Annotated in this window: 17 protein-coding genes; 8 read left to right on the top strand and 9 right to left on the bottom strand. The window is 64.7% G+C overall.

Annotated features, from left to right (window positions below):
• The first annotated feature begins 37 nt into the window (after window positions 1–37).
• The 3 genes from ispH (at window position 38) to rnhA (ending at window position 2646) form a co-directional block, all read left to right on the top strand.
• Entirely contained in the window at window positions 38–997 is a 960-nt protein-coding gene (ispH, locus tag BMY84_RS03830; protein WP_093080731.1) for a 4-hydroxy-3-methylbut-2-enyl diphosphate reductase, read from the top strand.
• A 119-nt stretch (window positions 998–1116) separates the two neighbouring features.
• Window positions 1117–2094: a homoserine kinase gene (gene thrB / locus BMY84_RS03825; protein WP_093080729.1), complete on the top strand. Its 978-nt coding sequence runs from the start codon at window positions 1117–1119 to the stop codon at window positions 2092–2094.
• A 105-nt stretch (window positions 2095–2199) separates the two neighbouring features.
• On the top strand, window positions 2200–2646 hold the full coding sequence (rnhA, locus tag BMY84_RS03820; RefSeq protein ID WP_093080726.1) for a ribonuclease HI: 447 nt from the start codon (window positions 2200–2202) through the stop codon (window positions 2644–2646).
• A 43-nt stretch (window positions 2647–2689) separates the two neighbouring features.
• On the opposite strand, the gene BMY84_RS03815 is transcribed toward rnhA, so the two are convergent.
• Complete coding sequence (locus BMY84_RS03815; RefSeq protein WP_093080724.1) at window positions 2690–3472, bottom strand: nucleotidyltransferase family protein; 783 nt, start codon at window positions 3470–3472, stop codon at window positions 2690–2692.
• Between the two features lie 40 nt (window positions 3473–3512).
• Window positions 3513–5039 carry a M23 family metallopeptidase gene (locus tag BMY84_RS03810; RefSeq protein ID WP_093080721.1) on the bottom strand — a complete coding sequence of 509 codons (1527 nt, stop codon included), beginning with the start codon at window positions 5037–5039 and terminating at the stop codon, window positions 3513–3515.
• A 223-nt stretch (window positions 5040–5262) separates the two neighbouring features.
• Here BMY84_RS03810 and BMY84_RS03805 point away from each other — a divergent pair, with 223 nt between their 5' ends.
• The 5 genes from BMY84_RS03805 (at window position 5263) to BMY84_RS03785 (ending at window position 10914) form a co-directional block, all read left to right on the top strand.
• Window positions 5263–8073 carry a helicase-related protein gene (locus BMY84_RS03805; protein ID WP_177203917.1) on the top strand — a complete coding sequence of 937 codons (2811 nt, stop codon included), beginning with the start codon at window positions 5263–5265 and terminating at the stop codon, window positions 8071–8073.
• Entirely contained in the window at window positions 8066–8362 is a 297-nt protein-coding gene (locus BMY84_RS03800; protein WP_093080719.1) for an RNA-binding S4 domain-containing protein, read from the top strand. Before BMY84_RS03805 ends, BMY84_RS03800 begins: the two co-directional genes overlap by 8 nt.
• Window positions 8363–8507: 145 nt before the next feature.
• Window positions 8508–8846 carry a ferredoxin FdxA gene (fdxA, locus tag BMY84_RS03795; protein ID WP_004211101.1) on the top strand — a complete coding sequence of 113 codons (339 nt, stop codon included), beginning with the start codon at window positions 8508–8510 and terminating at the stop codon, window positions 8844–8846.
• A gap of 254 nt (window positions 8847–9100) precedes the next feature.
• Window positions 9101–9628, top strand: a complete 528-nt coding sequence (locus BMY84_RS03790; protein ID WP_093010535.1) for a CarD family transcriptional regulator — start codon at window positions 9101–9103, stop codon at window positions 9626–9628.
• Between the two features lie 128 nt (window positions 9629–9756).
• A complete protein-coding gene (locus tag BMY84_RS03785; RefSeq protein ID WP_093080716.1) occupies window positions 9757–10914 on the top strand; it encodes a pyridoxal phosphate-dependent aminotransferase in 1158 nt (385 codons plus the stop codon).
• Between the two features lie 105 nt (window positions 10915–11019).
• Here the strand turns inward: BMY84_RS03785 and BMY84_RS03780 are convergent, their stop codons facing one another.
• The 7 genes from BMY84_RS03780 to BMY84_RS03750 all read right to left on the bottom strand — a co-directional run bounded on the left by BMY84_RS03780 (window position 11020) and on the right by BMY84_RS03750 (window position 17395).
• Complete coding sequence (locus BMY84_RS03780; protein WP_093010539.1) at window positions 11020–11274, bottom strand: hypothetical protein; 255 nt, start codon at window positions 11272–11274, stop codon at window positions 11020–11022.
• Window positions 11275–11354: 80 nt separating this feature from the next.
• Window positions 11355–11858, bottom strand: a complete 504-nt coding sequence (locus tag BMY84_RS03775) for an asparaginase domain-containing protein (protein WP_093080714.1) — start codon at window positions 11856–11858, stop codon at window positions 11355–11357.
• 151 nt (window positions 11859–12009) lie between these two features.
• On the bottom strand, window positions 12010–12822 hold the full coding sequence (locus tag BMY84_RS03770; RefSeq protein ID WP_177203884.1) for a pyrroline-5-carboxylate reductase family protein: 813 nt from the start codon (window positions 12820–12822) through the stop codon (window positions 12010–12012).
• A 4-nt stretch (window positions 12823–12826) separates the two neighbouring features.
• Window positions 12827–13333, bottom strand: coding sequence for a type III secretion system chaperone family protein (locus BMY84_RS03765; RefSeq protein ID WP_093080711.1), 507 nt, complete (start codon window positions 13331–13333; stop codon window positions 12827–12829).
• A gap of 42 nt (window positions 13334–13375) precedes the next feature.
• The gene (locus tag BMY84_RS03760; protein ID WP_093010548.1) at window positions 13376–13675 is read right to left on the bottom strand and encodes an accessory factor UbiK family protein; all 300 of its coding nucleotides are present in this window, start codon (window positions 13673–13675) and stop codon (window positions 13376–13378) included.
• 42 nt (window positions 13676–13717) lie between these two features.
• Entirely contained in the window at window positions 13718–14266 is a 549-nt protein-coding gene (locus BMY84_RS03755) for a TspO/MBR family protein (protein WP_093080709.1), read from the bottom strand.
• A gap of 24 nt (window positions 14267–14290) precedes the next feature.
• Entirely contained in the window at window positions 14291–17395 is a 3105-nt protein-coding gene (locus BMY84_RS03750) for an efflux RND transporter permease subunit (RefSeq protein ID WP_093080706.1), read from the bottom strand.
• Between the last annotated feature and the right edge of the window lie 3 nt (window positions 17396–17398).

The following is a 17398-nucleotide window of genomic DNA, read 5'->3' as shown; positions in this document are numbered from 1 at the left end:
CCTTTCATCCGGGCCGACATTGGCCTAAGCGGCAGGCATGACCGACGCGCCCGCCACCCTGCCGCCGATGACCCTTTTGATCGCCGCCCCGCGCGGATTCTGCGCCGGGGTCGACCGCGCCATCATCATCGTGGAGCGGGCGATCGAGAAATATGGCGCGCCCGTCTATGTCCGCCATGAAATCGTCCATAACAAGTTCGTGGTCGACAGTCTGAAGGCCAAGGGCGCAATCTTTGTCGAGGAACTGGATCAGGTGCCCGATGGCGTGCCGGTGGTCTTTTCCGCCCATGGCGTGCCCAAGGCGGTACCGGCCAAGGCGGAACAGCGCGGCCTGGACTATCTGGACGCCACCTGCCCGCTGGTGAGCAAGGTCCATCGTCAGGCCGAACGACAGGTCGATGCCGGACGGCACATCTTGTTCATCGGACATAAGGGGCATCCGGAGGTGATCGGCACATTCGGTCAGGTACCCGAAGGGACGATGAGCCTGATCGAAACGGTCGAGGATGCCGAGGCTTTCACCCCTGCCGATCCCGACAATCTCGCCTTCCTGACGCAGACTACGCTGTCGGTGGACGATACCGCCGCGATCGTCGCCACGCTGGAGCGCCGATTCCCGACCATCGCCGCGCCCAAGGGCGAGGATATCTGCTACGCCACGTCCAACCGCCAGACCGCCGTCAAGGCGATCGCCGCGCAATGCGACGCTGTCTATGTGATCGGCGCGCCCAACAGCAGCAATTCGCTGCGGCTGGTCGAGGTCGCCGAGCGGGAGGGCACCCCTGCCCGCCTGATCCAGCGCGCCGAGGAGATTGATTTCGCCTGGCTGGACGGGGTGAAGACGCTGGGCCTGACTGCCGGCGCCTCCGCTCCTGAAGTGCTGGTGCGCGAAGTGGTGGCGAAGATCGGCGAACGCTTCACGGTCAACGAGCAGCAGGTGGAAACGGCGCAGGAAAATATCGCCTTCAAATTGCCCCGCGGACTGGAAACGGCGTAACCGCGCCCTACGCATGTAGATATCCGTCATTGCGAGCGTAGCGAAGCAATCCAATGGCGCGATGATGGATTGCTTCGCTACGCTCGCAATGACGACACTCAAGATGAAGATTATTTGACATGGCCGTCTACACCCACGTCCCCGCCGAAGAGATTGACGCATTCCTCCTTCGCTATGATGCCGGTCGGCTGGTATCGGCCAAGGGCATTGCCGAAGGGGTGGAGAACAGCAATTATCTGCTGGAAACCACCGGTGTCGATGGCAAGGGTCATCGCTATATCCTGACCCTCTATGAAAAACGGGTGGATGAGGCGGACCTGCCCTTCTTCATGGACCTGCTCGACCATCTGGGCGCGCGCGGCTGCCTCGTCCCCCGCTTCATCGCCGATCGGGAGGGTAAGCGACTCCAGCAGCTTTCGGGTCGCCCCGCCTGCCTGATCGAATTTCTGACCGGCATTAGCGTGACCGAACCGACGCCGGGACAGGCGCGCGCGGCCGGCGTGGCGCTGGGCGAATTGCACAAGGCGGCACAGGGCTTTGCGGGCGAGCGGCGCAATGCGCTCGACATTGCCGGCTGGCACGCACTGGCCGCCAAATGCGGCGAGGATTTCGACCAGATCGAACCGGGCCTTGGCGCGCGGGTGGCGGAAGAACTGGCGTTTCTTGACGCCCATTGGCCCGCCGACCTGCCCCGCAGCGTCATCCATGCCGACCTCTTCCCCGACAATGTGCTGATGCTGGGCGAGGACGTGACGGGCCTCATCGACTTCTACTTCAGTTGCACCGATATCCGCGCCTATGATCTGGCCGTCACCCATAGCGCCTGGTGCTTCAGCAATGATGGCGCGATCTGGCATGGCGATCGCGCCGTGGCGATCGGCGCAGGCTATACGCAGGCGCATGGGCTAAGCGCGGCGGAACGGGCTGCCTTCCCGATTCTCTGCCGGGGTGCGGCGCTGCGCTTCCTGCTGACGCGCGCCTATGACTGGATCAACACGCCCGCCGATGCGCTGGTGACGCGCAAGGACCCGCTCGCCTATCTGCGCCGGCTGGACTTCTACGCCAAGGCCGACCCGGCGGCATTGCTGGGACAATAATATAGCCCGTTCGGGCTGAGCCTGTCGAAGCCCCGCCCTTTCTTCGGAAAGAAGTGCGGCCCTTCGACAGGCTCAGGGCGAACGGAGATAGAGGCATTCTCAAATATGACCGACCTCCCCACCGTAGACATTTTCACCGACGGCGCGTGCAAGGGCAATCCTGGCCCCGGCGGCTGGGGCGCCGTGCTGCGCTTTGGCGACACGGAAAAGGAAATTTCCGGCGGCGAAGCACAGACCACCAACAACCGCATGGAAATGATGGCGGCGGTCGAAGCGCTCAATACGCTCAAGAAGCCCTGTCAGGTGACGCTTTATACCGACAGCAAATATGTGATGGACGGCATCACCAAATGGATTTTCGGCTGGCAGAAGCGCGGCTGGAAGACCGCCGACAACAAGCCGGTGAAGAATGTCGAAATCTGGCAGGCGCTGGTGAAGGCGGCCGCGCGCCACAAGGTGACATGGCAATGGGTGAAGGGCCATGCCGGCCACCCGGAAAATGAACGCGCCGACAAGCTCGCCTGCGCCGCGGCGGAGAGTTTTCGGAAGTAACTTCAACTTCGTCATTGCGAGCGCAGCGAAGCAATGACGGAGATTATCGCCGCGCCAAAATCGATTCGATCAGCGTGACATCGTCCGGCTTGTCCGCATCGATGCAGGCTTCCGGGCTGTCCATTGCCACCAGTCGCGCGGTCAGGCCGAATTTGCGACCGATCCGCGCGATGCCGCCGCGCAGCGTCAGGATACGCAGCAGCGCCCCCAGCAATGCGAACGGCCCGAAGGCGGCCAGGATCTTCCAGCCCTTCTTGCGGTCCTGCTCCACCTCCTGCCACAGGGCGATGACCCGGCGGGCCTTGTCGCTGCCGAACCAGAAGATGTTCGCGCCCGACCACCAGCCATCGCGGAATTTGAGCCATGTCCGGCGTGATCCCGGATAGCGCGCCAGCAGCGTTTCCCGCTCCACCATGGCGACGGCGATGTCCGCGCCGGTCGCTTCGGCGACGAACTGGTCGAGCATCTTGGCGTCCAGCAGCACATGATCGGCCGTGGTCAGAAGGATCGGGAAAGGCAGGTCGCCTTTTTCCAGCAGCGCCAGCAGCGACGAGGCGATCCCCTGCCCACCGGTTTCGAACCGCACGCGCGGATCGGCCGCCAGCCAGCCCGTCGCAGGATCGGCCGCAAACAGGTCGGGCCGCTGGGTCAGGACTATCACCCGCCCGATCGCCGGATGCGCCAGCAGCGCGCGCGCCGGGCGGTTGATCATCGGCTCCCCGCCCACCGGCACCAGCGGCTTGACCGCAACGCCCGCGGCCTGCGCCAGCGGATCGGGAATCGGGCGGGCGCCAGCAAGCAGGATGGCGGTAACGGAACCAGTCATGCCAGCGCCCTAGCCGAGCGGATGACAGGCGAAAAGCGGCTTATTTGCCCTGTGCCACCGGGGCAGCCGGGGTCTTTTGTGCGGAGCTGCCGTGCATCCCCACACGCAGCCCCTGATATTGCGCCAGTTTCGCGCGGAAGGCGGCCAGTTCGCCACCTGCCAGCTGGGCCGTGGTGGTGAACTTCACCGACAGCGGATTGACCACCTGCCCGTTGCGATACAGCTCATAATGGAGATGCGGACCGGTCGACAGGCCGGTCGACCCGACATAGCCGATCACCTGACCCCGGCGCACCCGCTGGCCCGGCGCAGCCGCGATGCGGCTCATATGGGCATAGCCGGTGGCGAGGCCGCCGCCATGTTCGATGCGGACATAATTGCCATGGCCGCCATGGCGCCCGGCATAGGAAATGACGCCGTCGGTCACGGCATAGATGGGCGAGCCATAGCGGGCCGCGAAATCGACGCCGGCATGCATGCGGGTATAGCCCAGGATCGGGTGGCGCCGCATGCCGAAGGTGGAGGACATGCGCCCGGCCACCGGTGAGGTCAGCACGCCACGCCGCTCGCCCACACCCGACGCCTCGAACCATTCGGTGCGACCATCCTTCGTCCATTTGAGCATGTCGACGGACTTGCCCCGCGCTCGCTTCAGCCCCGCATAGAGCAACTCGCCCACTTCCACATCGCCGGTTTCGGCGCGATGATAGTCGGTGACGATGTCATAGCGGTCGCCCGCCGCGATGCTGCCCAGATCGACCTGCTGCGCGATCACCCGCAGGAAGGCCTGCACCGCACTGGGCGGCGCGCCCGCCGCACGGGCCGAGCGATAGATGCTGTCGCCGACCACGCCCTGAATGCGCAGCGGCGTATTGTCGACCCGGATCGGGATGCGCTTGACCGACAGCACGCCACCGGCCCGCGTCAGTTCGACGCTCAGGTCCAGCCGCGCGCGGAAGGCCAGCCTGTCGAGCGGGCGCGGCCGATCCCGGCTGGCGCGGCGACCCAATAGGATATCGAGCCGCGTGCCGGGCTTTACCCCGCCGTCAATGTCGCCACTGACCATCGCCATTACGGTGGAGACGTCACCACTGCTGACACCGGCGCGCGACAAAGCGCGGGGCAGGCTGTCGCTGCTACCGACCTGCGCATTCAACTCGATCTGCGGCCTTTCGGGCGTTTCGCGCAGCGGCTGGACCGCGTCGGTCGGCCCCATGCGATGGCCGCTGTCCGCGCCCAGCGCCAGCGGCGTGATCATCTGGCTGCGCACTTCGTCATATTGCGCGTCGCTCAGTTGCGGGCCGGGCGCGCCGGGCACCGGCTGGAAACCGGGAGACAGATAAAGGGCTGTGGCGCACAGGCCAAAACAGGTGGCAAGGCCACGGAACCAGGTGAGGCTGCCGATGCGCTGGCCGAGGTCCGGAACCAGTTCCACCTCGTCCGCCCAGTCGCGCAACCGGCTGCGCCAGTCCTGCGGCGTTACCGGCGTGCGGGCGAGCGAATCGGCCAGCCACAGGGATACGGGTGCACCGCCCTGCTGCGATCCGAACTGACTATCCTGAAACAAACCCGCGACCCTTAAGGCTTTTTCATTGCCGCACCGGCAACGTCCCCCGCGCCATGCGTGGTGGGACTGTTGTGAACACACAGGGTTAAAGTCAAATAAAGACGATGCGATGACGGCGATTGGTGCGACGAACCGTGCCGGTGGCCCGACGGGCACGGCATATCGGGCGGAACATGGAAATCTCCTTGCTCCCCGGCGCGTCCTGCCCGACATAGGCGGCACAATGGTCCAGTTCGCCCGTTCTTCCATCACCGCCGTCCTGGGACCGACCAATACCGGCAAGACGCACCTCGCCGTCGAGCGAATGTGCGGCCATTCGAGCGGCATGATGGGCTTTCCGCTGCGCCTGCTGGCGCGCGAAGTCTATGACCGGGTGGTCGCGATCAAGGGGCCGCAACTGGTTGCCCTGATCACCGGCGAGGAAAAGATCGTGCCGCCGGGCGCCCGCTATTTCCTGTGCACAGCGGAATCGATGCCGATCGGCGGTGGCCGGGAAAGCAGCGTGAAGGAGGATTTCGCCTTCGTCGCGCTGGACGAGGCGCAACTGGGGTCGGACCCGGAACGCGGCCATATCTTTACCGATCGCCTGCTGCGCGCGCGAGGCCGCGAGGAAACGATGATCCTGGGGTCCGCCAGCATCGCCAAGCTGGTCAAGGCGTTGGTGCCCGACGTGGAGATCGTCGGCCGACCGCGCTTTTCGACATTGAGCTATGCTGGCGCAAAAAAACTGTCCCGCCTGCCCAAACGGTCTGCCATCGTCGCCTTCTCTGCCGAGGAAGTCTATGCCGTGGCCGAGATGCTGCGCCGGTTTCGCGGCGGGGCGGCGGTGGTGATGGGCGCGCTCAGCCCCCGCACCCGCAATTCCCAGGTGCAGATGTTCCTGAATGGCGAGGTCGACTATCTGGTCGCGACCGACGCGATCGGCATGGGCCTCAATCTGGACGTCGCGCATGTCGCCTTCGCCTCGCTGCGCAAATTCGACGGCCGTCGCAGCCGCCGCCTGACCGTCAGCGAAATGGCGCAGATCGCCGGGCGCGCCGGGCGGCATCATAAGGACGGCACCTTCGGCAGCCTCGGCCATGAAGATGGCGACGCCGCCTTCACGCCCGAAGAGATCGAGGCGATCGAGGCGCATCGCTTCCCCCCGGTAGAGCAGCTTTTCTGGCGCAACGGTACGCCGCGTACCGACCGGCTCGACCATCTGCTGTTCGATCTGGAGCAGAAGCCGGAACGGCCGCAACTGCGCGCCGCGCCCGAAGCGGTCGATCATGCGGTGCTGCGCCGCATGGCCGACGATCCGCTGGTGATCGAACGGGTGAAGGGCAAGCGGCAGGTCGAGCGGCTCTGGTCGGCATGCGGCCTGCCCGACTTCCAGAAGCTGGGCGCGGACCATCATGCCCGCATGGTCAGCCGCATCTGGCGCTTCCTGTCCGAAGGCACCGGCCATATCCCGCGCGACTGGTTCGCGCAGCAAGTGGCCCGGCTCGATTCGGTGCAGGGCGATATCGATACATTGTCCGGCCGGATCGCCGCCGCCCGCACATGGTCCTATATCGCCCATCGCCCCGACTGGCTGGCCCATCCGGTCGAAATGGCCGAGCGCACCCGCGCGCTGGAAGAAAAGCTGTCCGACGCCCTGCACGCCGCACTGACGCAGCGTTTCGTGGACCGGCGAACCTCCGTCCTGCTGCGCGATATCGGCCAGAATGCCAGCACCCTGCCGGTCACGGTGGAGCAGGACGGGACGGTCTGCGTCGATGGCGAGACGATCGGACGACTTGACGGATTTCGATTCTCGGTTGATCCCGCTACGCGGCATCAGGACCGAAAGATGTTGCTGGCGGCCGCGGAACGGCGCCTTGGAAAGGTATTACGAGTGAAGGCTGAAGAACTGATTGCAGCGGCGGATACGGATTTCGCCCTGCTGGACGAAGCGGGACAGGCGCCGGGGATCGCCTGGGGAGAGACGGTCGTGGCCTCTCTGCTGGCGGGGCCAAGCCTGCTCGCGCCCGAAATTCGGCTGGATCGTGCGTTACTTAGCCTGGGTCAGGACGTGCAGAAGCAGGTTCTCGCCCGCCTCGCCACCTGGTTCGACGCGCAGAAGCAGAAGCATCTGCTGCCGCTGGTGAAGATGGCGGAAAGCGCCGCCGATCCGGCCGTGCCCGCCGTGGTCCGCGCGGTCTTTGCCCAGTTGGGCGATGCCGGCGGCGTGATCGCGCGCACCGATCTCGATTCGGCGCTGGGCCATCTGGACAAGGAACAACGCCATCTGCTGCGCAAGGCGGGCATCGATATCGGCGTGCTCGACATTTATCATCATGGCCTGCTGAAGCCCGGCGCGGCACGCTGGCGTTCCGCCTTGCTGGCCGCGCGCATCGCCAAGCCCTGCCTGCCGCTGCCCGGCCCCGGCCTGACGCTGATCCCGGCGGGCGAGAAGACCGCACAGATGGGTGCGCGGATCGCGGGCTTCCGGGGCTTTGGTGAGCAGATGCTGCGCATCGACATGGCCGAACGCATGGCCCGCGCCGCGCATGAAGCTATCGCGAAGAACGAAGCCTTTACCCATGCCAGCCCGCAGATCGTGTCTCTGGGCCTGTCGGAAGCCTCCTTCCTGACGCTGATGCGCCTCGCCGGTTTCCGCCCGATCACCCCGCAGCCGATTGCGCCCGAACCGATCGCGCCGGAAAGCCCGGCTGAAACCGCAGAAGCAGAGGCCGTTCCGGTTGTAGCGGCAGAAGGCGAAGAAGTCGCAGCAGCAGCCGAAGTGCCCGTCGAAGCCGCCCCGGTCGCCACCGGCACCAACTGGGCGTTCAAGGGCCGACAGAAGGCGCGCAGCGATCGCCCGCAGCATGGCCGTCCGCAGGGGCAGCAGGCGCGTGGCGCCCCTCAGTCGCGCGACGCGAAGCCCAATGGCGGCAATCGTCGCCCCGGCAAGGATGGCGGCTCGCCCCGTCCGGCGTCGGCGGGCAGCACGCCTGCCCCCATCAACAACGCCTTTGCCGGCCTTGCCGACCTGCTGGGCCGCAATGGCTGATCCGATCGCGGGCGCCGGCCACGGCCCCAGCCTGCGCATCGACAAATTTCTGTGGTTCGTGCGGCTCTGCAAGAGTCGCTCGACCGCACAGAGACTGGCCGAGGACGGGCATATCCGCCTCAACGGCCGCCGCATCGAGCGCGCCCACGCCCCGGTGCGCGCGGGCGATCTGATCACCTTCCCCCATGGCGACACCGTCCGCGTGGTCCGCGTAACCGCCTTACCCCTCCGCCGCGGCGCGGCGGCCGAGGCGCAGGACTGCTATGAGGAATTGACGGTCGGGGAGTGAGCGCAAGTCCCGTTCATGCCACCCCGAAATTGCGAGTCGCTCGCACCAAACAAGCCCTAAACCCCTGGCAACAATATCCTCATTGACCTTCGCGCGCGGCGGGCATAGCAGGGCCGCGTTTTTCCAAGTCAAGAGTGCCCAGACAATGACCTATGTCGTGACCGACAACTGCATCCGCTGCAAATATATGGATTGCGTCGAGGTCTGCCCCGTGGATTGTTTCTACGAGGGTGAGAATATGCTGGTCATCAATCCCAACGAATGCATCGACTGCGGCGTGTGCGAACCCGAATGCCCGGCCGAGGCGATTCTGCCCGATACCGAGAACGGCCTTGAAAAATGGCTGGAGCTGAACACCAAATATTCGGCGGAATGGCCCAACATCACGGTCAAGGGCGAGGCCCCGGCCGATGCCGACGCGATGAGCGGCGTCGAGAACAAGCTGGAGCAGTTCTTCTCCCCCGAACCGGGTGAAGGCAGCTAAGCCAAGGGCGGCCCTTCGTCCCAAATTGCGCCATGTTTACCGGCCCACCCCCAGACATTGTGTCCGGGGGTGGTAATTTTGTTACGAATCTGCTAAATAGGGCCGCAACGGTCGGATATATCCCCCTTATATCCCGCCCTGGAGAATAAGCTTCATGTCTTGACGGTGGCGCCGTGGACTTCCCGGCATTTGCTTTTCTCGCGCATCTGCCCCCGCGTTCGTCCCGTTCCCCGGTTGAATTGGAAAGGTATCAAATGGCTGCCAAGGCGCTGTCCTTTGACGTTGGTGATTATGTCGTTTATCCCAAGCATGGCGTAGGCCGTGTCATCGAACTCCAGAAGGAGCAGATTGCGGGCATGGAGTTGGAGCTGTACGTGCTCCGTTTCGAAAAGGAGCGCATGACGCTCCGCGTGCCGACCAACAAGGCCGAAGGCGTGGGCATGCGCAAGCTGTCCTCCAACAAGACCCTCGAAGAATCGATGGAAACCTTGAAGGGCAAGCCCAAGGTGAAGCGCACCATGTGGTCGCGCCGCGCCCAGGAATATGAAGCGAAGATCAATTCGGGCGACCTGGTGTCGATCGCCGAAGTGACCCGCGACCTGTTCCGCGCCGACGATCAGCCGGAGCAGAGCTATTCGGAGCGCCAGATATTCGAAGCGGCCTCCAGCCGCCTCGCCCGCGAACTGGCCGCGATGGAAGAAACGGACGAGCCGGCCGCGCTCAAGAAAATCCTGTTCATCCTGAACGAAGCCGCGCCCAAATATGCGAAGGTCGAAGGCTGATCCCTTCCCTTTCATGACGAAAACCGGAAAGGGCGCTCCGCAAGGGGCGCCCTTTCTCGTTCGACGCTGCGGAAAGCAGGCGTTCGTCCGTTGATCCCCGGTGACATCGTCACAAGGGGAAACAGGCCATGCACGACCAGACCGAAGCCAAAGCAGACCTTATCCAGCGCGGCTATTCGCGCCGTCAGGCCGCCCGCATCCTGAGCGTACTGAGCGCGGGCGTCGCCGCCACGACCGCCGGAACGCCGGTCTGGGCGCAGCGCAACGATGGCCCGGAGGAAGGCAATTTCCCCAAGGTGCGCATCGGCTCCAACGAATGCTGGACCGGTCCCTTCCCGGTGGCGCAAGCGGAGGCCGCGAAGATCATCGGCCATGCCAATTTCTATCATCCCGGCACCGAAGTCAGTGATTTCAAGAAGACGCTGGCCACGATCGAAGGCGTACCGACCGACCATATCCTGCCCTGGCCCGGCTCCAGCGATCCGCTGTCGCGCATCGTCGTCGCCTTCTGCTCCCCGCAAAAGGGGCTGGTGACGGCGGACGTCAGCTATGAACAGCCCTGGGGTACGGCCGAATGGGCCGGTGCCAAGGTGACCAAGGTGCCCCTGACCATCGATTATCGCCATGATGTGAAGGCGATGCTGGCGGCCGATCCCAATGCCGGCCTCTATTATGTCTGCTCGCCCAACAACCCCACCGGCACGCTGACGCCGATCGAGGATATCGAATGGCTGGTCGCCAACAAGCCGGCCGGATCGGTCGTGCTGGTGGACGAAGCCTATCTCCATTTCTCGCACGGCAAGTCGGCCGCCTATCTGGCCGCCAAGCGCGACGACGTGGTCGTGCTGCGCACCTTCTCCAAGCTGTTCGGCATGGCGGGCATGCGGCTGGGCGCGACCATCGCCTCGCCCAAGCTGCACGAGCAGTTGATGCGCTATGACGGCAAGCGCATGTCGACCAACCTGCCCCTGCCATCGGTGGTCTGCGGCACTGTCGCCCTGACGCAGAAAGCCCTGATCGAACAGCGCCGCGCCGAAATGATCGCCGCGCGCGACTTCACTTTCGCCCATCTCAAGAAGCGCGGCATCAAGTTCATCCCGTCGGACGCGAACATGTTCATGGTCGACTGGGGCAAGCCGGCCAAGGGCGTGCAGGACCAGTTCCTGGCAGCCGGCGTCGGCATCGGCCGCAACTGGGCACCCTGGCCCACAATGTCGCGCATCACCGTGGGGTCGATGGCGGACATGCAAGCCTTCTGCGCCGCCCTGGACCGGATCATGGTCTGATAGAGATATCAGGGCAGCGTGCGCAAAATCGAGATCACATTTATATCCGTTCGTCCTGACCTTGCTGAAGGACGTTGCGCGCGCTGCACGACCTGATCCAAGGGTTTACTGCCCCTTCACGCTATCGGCGGCGTCCTTTGCGGCGTCGCCGACATCGCTGGCGGCCTGACCGACCTGCGTCGCGGCGGTCGATACCGCATCATCCTTGCGGCTCTGGCTGCTGATCAGGAAGAAGGCGGCCACCGCCACCACGACGACCAGCAGCAGGACGGCGAACATGGTGCCGCCGCCGCCGCTGCGCCGTTCGATGATCGTGGTGGTCGTCGCCGGACGTTCCTGTTCGACCTGATAATCGGCCATGTCTCTCACTCCTCCTCAAGCCACCCGCGCGGATCAATGCGCAAGCCGGTGGCAATGTTCCGGGGAGGAAGGCGGCGCGATCAGTCCTGTACGGGGACGAAGGCGCACTTGGCGCGATCCTTGATCACCTTGTCGGCGCGGAAGACCGATCCGCTCATGGTGATATAGACGCCCGGTTCGGCGACCTGCGCCGTGGCGAACGCCATGCCCAGGTTGAAGCTGGCGTCACTCTCGCCAAAGCGTGCCGGGGCCAGCGCACCGACCAGCACGACCGTCTTGCCGGGAATGTCCTTCAGCAGCTTGGCCGTCTCGGTCATGGTGTCGGTGCCATGGGTGATGACGATATGCTGTTCGCGCGCGGCGGCCACACAGGCGGCGATCAGCGCCCGGTCGCCATCGTCCAGTTCCAGACTGTCCTTGCGGGTAATTTCCTCGATCCGGAAAGGCCGCTTGACGCGCGCCACTTCCAGCAGCTTCGCCATCACCGTTTCGCCCACCTGATAGTCGGACAGGGCGTCAAAATAGATTTTGTCGATCGTCCCGCCGGTGGTCAGCAGCAGGATGGGGGTTTCAGGGGACAGCATAGGAAACTCCGAATGACTCCACCGGGGGAGCCGCAATCTAACCCAAATCGTCGTTCCCGCGAAGGCGGGAACCCATTTCGCCACCGCCGCCGACGGGTCGAGGGCGAGATAAATCCCCGCCTTCGCGGGGATGACGGAAAATATCTGGCTTTTACGCCCCGCGCGCCATCGCTTCGCCACGGTCGCGCGCGGCGGCGAGCGTGTCGGTCAACAGAGTGAGCAGCCGATCGTCGGCATCGAGCACGTTCAGCCCCTCCCGCGTCATGCCGCCGGGGCTGGCGACCCGGTCGGCCAGCGTCGCGGGATTGTCCGCAGCGCGGGCCGCCATGTTCGCCGATCCCTGCACCGTCGCCAGCGCCATGCGCGCCGCCTGATCCGCCGGGATGCCGATCGCTTCCCCCGCCCGCGCCAGTGCATCGGCAAAGCGGAACAGGAAGGCCGGGCCACAGCCCGACAGCGCCGTCACCTGATTGAACAGGGTTTCATCGCTGATCCATTCGGCAAGGCCCAGCGGCTGGATGAACGCATCGATATGCGCTTTCACCGAAGCATCCGTGGTCGCATCGGTGAACAGCGCCGTCACGCCCTCCCCCAGCCCCACCGGCAGGTTGGGCATGGCGCGGACGATATCGCGCGCGCCGGGGAAGCGGCTGCGCAGATCGGCCAGCGTGGTGCCGGCCAGGATCGAGACGATCGGCGTACCGGCATGGCACAGCGGCGCCAGCGCGGCGGCCACATCGACAATCTGATAGGGCTTCATGCCCAGCAGGATCGTCGTCCCGTTCGGCAAGGTGGCGGGATAGTCGGTCACGACCGTCACGCCATCGGCCACCGGCCGGCCACTAGGGCGCAGCACGGTGACGCGCGCCGGATCGAGGCCGCAGTCCAGCCAGCGCGACAACATCTGTCCCGCCATATTGCCGCATCCGACAAGGAAGAGATGGTCGGGCCAGATCATCGCCACGGGATCAGGCCTCCCCACGGGTTTCGATCAGGCTGGCGGAAATCGCCTCGGTCGGCGACTTGCCGCCCCACAGGACGAACTGGAACACCGGATAGAAGCGTTCGCATTCGTCGATCGCGGTTTCCACCAGCAACTGCGCCTGATCCAGCGTCAGCGTGCCGCCAACGCCCAGCAGGGCGCCATGGCGGAACAGCACGATGCCGCTGGACGACCATAGCTCGAAATGGCCGATCCAAAGCTGCTCGTTGATCAGGCCCAGCGTTTCATAGACGGTGCCGCGCTTGTCCTCGCTGACCCGGATATCGGGCATGGCGAGCAGTTGCAGCACCTGATCCTCATCACGCCAGATGCCGCGCAGCTCATATTGCGCCCACGACCCCTGGGTATGCGCGACGATCTCGTCCTCGCCGATATGTTCGTAGCTCCAGCCATGCGCCTCGTAAAAAGCCGCCAGCATATCGATCGGCGCGGCCTCCTGACCGCCATGTTCAAATTCGTCGCTATCCATCATCGGCGCGCCTTATCACCGCATGCGGCGAAAGGACAGAAGCGATCAGTTCGCGTCGCCGGCCTTGGGCTTGGCGATCTTGACGCTCTTGGTGATCGGTTCGGGCGCTTTGCCTTCCAGCGCGTCGAGACGGGCCTTCAGCAATTCCACCTCTTCGCGCGCGGCGGCGGCGACAGCCTTGACCGCGTCAAATTCTTCGCGCGATACGAAGTCCATGCCGCCGATCCAGTCCTTCGCCCGTTCGCGCGCGTTGGATTCGAATTCGCGCGTCATGCCCGCCACCGTACCGGCAGCGCCGTTCACCAGCTTGGCCAGATCGTCGAAAAAGCGGTTTTCGCTCTGCATTGCACTTGTCCTCGTTGCGGCGCGCGGATCACGCGCCCGTCATCATATCTGGGTCTTGAGCGCCGGTGCGACAAGGGTCGCCGCATCCGGGTTCAGGCGGCCGATCTCATAGTTGAGGAAAGAGGCGAAAGCCAGCCAGAGCAGATAGGGCAGCAACAGCACGCCCGCGAACCGGCGAATACGCCAGAAGAGCGCGACCGTCACCGCCACCAGAACGAACAGGATCAGGATCAGCGCCAGCGCACTGCCCACCTGATGCGCGCGAAAGAAAAGCGGTGACCAGATGAGGTTCAGCAGGAACTGGACGATGAACAGCGCGATCGCCGGCCCCCGCCCCTTCGCCCCGCGCGCATGCAGCACGATGGCGAAGGCCAGCGCCATCAGCACATATAGGATGGTCCAGGCGACGGCGAATGCCCAGCCCGGCGGCATCAGCGCAGGCTTTTCCAGCGCATCGAACCAGCGATTGCCATAGCCGCTATTGGCCATCTTCCCCGACAGGAAGCCCAGCGCGACGATAACGGGAACGGTGAAGAGCGCCCATCGCAGATAGGCGAGACGTAACTGACCCTGGGACGCAATCTCGTTCATCGAAAGCAAAACTCCCCGCGCATGTCATTCAGCCGGTTCGGGCGAATCCTTCAGCGCCGAATCCAGCTTCCGGCCCACGGTTTGCGGAGAAACCGTCCGCTTCGCAACGCGGGAATAGAAGATCGGGATCAGGAACAATGTGATCAGCGTCGCCAGGCTGACGCCGAACACGACCACGGTGCCGATCGAATGCCGCGCCGCCGCCCCCGCACCGCCGCGCAGGACCAGCGGCACCGCCCCGATCACGGTCGCGATCGACGTCATCAGGATGGGGCGCAGGCGGCGCCTGGAGGCCTCGCGGATCGCTTCGGCAATCTCCAGCCCTTCGTCGCGCAACTGGTTGGCGAACTCGACGATCAGGATGCCGTTCTTGGCCGCCAGACCGACCAGCATGACAATGCCGATCTGGCTGTAGAGATTGACCGTCCCGCCGGTGATCGCCAGCCCCAGCACGCCGCCCGCCACGGCCAGCGGCACGGTGGCGATGATGACGCCGGGATGGATGAAACTTTCGAACTGCGCGGCCAGCAGCAGGAAGACGATCAGGATGGTCAGGCCGAACACCAGCCAGATCGCACCACCCGTCTCACGCAGCGACTGGCTTTCCCCGCGATAGCCGATCGCCAGCACTTCGGGCGACTGACGCGCCTGATCCTCCAGCCATGTCAGCGCCTGACCCAGCGACGTGCCGGGCGCCAGCGCGGCGGTCAGGGTGATGGCGCGCAGCTTGTTATAACGGTTGAGCTGACGCGGCCCGGCGACCTCACGGATCGTGACCAGGGTCGACAGCGGCACCAGCGCACCGGTCCGGCTGCGCACATTGATCCGTTCCAGATCGGCCACGGTGCGGCGGCCATCATCCTCTGCCTGCACCAGCACGCGATATTCCTCGCCCCGGTCGACATAGGTGGTCACGCGGCGCGACCCCAGCAGGCTTTGCAGCGCCTGGCTGATGTCATTGACCGAAACCCCCAGATCGCCCGCGCGGTCCAGATTGGTTTCGATCCGCATCTGTGGCTTGGTTTCCTTATAATCGCTGTCCAGGTTGATGAGGCCGGGATAGTCGGCGGCGGCCGCCATGATCCGGTTGCGCGCGGCGACCAGCCCTTCATAGGTGGAACCCGCCAGCACGATATTGACCGGCAGGCCGCGTCCGCGCCCCAGCCCCGATCGCGGCGCCGCATTGCCGCGCACGCCCGGCTGATCGGCGATTACCTTATTCACGATGGTGGCGACCTGCGCGGTGGTGATCGTGCGATCCTCCCACGGGCGCAGGAAGGCGATGACCTGACCGCTGTTGAAATCGTCCGTCGTGCCGAAGCCGCCGGGAGTACGGATCACCAGATTCTGAAGCGTGCCATCCTTGCGCAGATAGGCCAGATCATCCTCGATCTTCTTCATATAGGTCATCATCCGGGCAAAGCCGGTGCCTTCGGGTGCATTGATGCTGGCTTCGACTACGCCGGTATCTTCCGCCGGGGCCAGTTCGCTTGGCAGGCGGGTGAACAGGAAGCCCGCGACCGCCAGAAAGACGATGACGCCCAGCACCGGCAACAGCGGCTTGTTCAGTGCCCCGTCCAGCCAGCGGGCATAGCCATTTTCAAGGCCCTGAAAACGATCGTCGATCCAGCGCGCCAGCCGCCCGCGCTCCGCCGTCTTGAGCAGCTTGGAACAGAGCATCGGCGCCAGACTGAGCGAGATGAAGCCGGAAAAGGCGATGGCCGCGATCATCGCGATCGCCAGTTCGCGGAACAGCAGGCCGGTCTGCCCCGCCAGGAACATCACCGGCACGAACACGGCGCACACGACCAACGTGGTCGAAATGATCGCAAAGCCCACCTGCCGCGTGCCCAGATAAGCGGCGACCAGCGGATCGTCCCCCTGTTCGACGCGGTGATAGACATTTTCCAGCACCACGATCGCGTCGTCCACCACCAGACCGATCGCCAGCACGAAGGCCAGCAGCGTCAGCAGGTTGATCGACAGGCCCAGCAGCCACATCACCGCGCAGGTGGCGAGCAGACAGATCGGCACCGTCACCGCCGGGACGATCGTCGCCCGCACCGATCCCAGGAACAGGAAGATGACCATGATGACCAGCAGCGCGGCTTCGATCAGCGTGTCGTACACATTGTCGATCGCCCGTTCGATGAACAGGGATTCGTCGGTGCCGATGGCGATCCGCATCCCTTCCGGCAGGGTCGGTTCCAGCTCCTTGATCAGCGCCTTTGCCTTTTGCGCGACCTCCAGCGTGTTCGCGCCGGACTGACGGATGATGCCGATACCGATCGCCGTGCCCTGATTGGAACGGAAGCTGCTATAGGGATTTTCCGCCCCTTCCTCGATCCGGGCAACGTCGCCCAGCATCACCTGATGCCCGTCCGCACCGCGCCCGACTACGAGCCGGGCAAACTGATCGGGCGTGGCGAAGGGCCGCTCGACACGCAGCGTCTGGTTCTGATCCTTCGATTCAAAGCGACCGGCGGGCAGCTCGACATTCTGCGCGCGCAATGCGCTTTCGATATCGGCCGGGGTCAGGCCGAAGGCCGCCAGCTTCTCCGCATTCAGCCACAGCCGGGTCGAAGGCCGCGCCTCACCGCCGATGGTGACGCGCGCGACACCATCGATCGCAGCGAAACGGTCGGCGATATTGCGGTCCAGATAGTCGCTGATCCGGATCGGCGACCAGCCCGGTCGAGAAAAGGCCAGGAACAGGATCGACCGGGCATCGGAATCGACCTTGCGGATCTCCGGCGCCAGCGCGTCTTCGGGCAGATCCTCCGTCACCGACCCCACACGGTCGCGCACGTCGTTGGCGGCGCTGTCGATGTCGCGCGACGGATCGAATTCGATATTGATGTTGGACGTGCCGTCCTGCGACGTGGAGGTGATGGTCTGGATGCCCTGCACCCCCGCCACCGCATCTTCGATGATCTGGGTGATGCGGGTTTCCACCACCGACGCGGCGGCGCCGGTATAGGTGGTTTCGACCGACACGACCGGCGGATCGGTATCGGGATATTCGCGCACCGACAGGCTGAAATAGCCCACGATGCCGACGATGCACAGCAGCACCGCGACGACGGCGGCGGATACCGGCCGGCGAACGGACAGGTCGGAAAGCTGCATCGC

This window comes from Sphingobium sp. AP50 (assembly GCF_900109095.1).
Taxonomy (GTDB): Bacteria; Pseudomonadota; Alphaproteobacteria; order Sphingomonadales; family Sphingomonadaceae; genus Sphingobium.
Note: the sequence above shows the minus strand (reverse complement) of the source record. Positions and strands in the feature narration are given on the sequence as shown.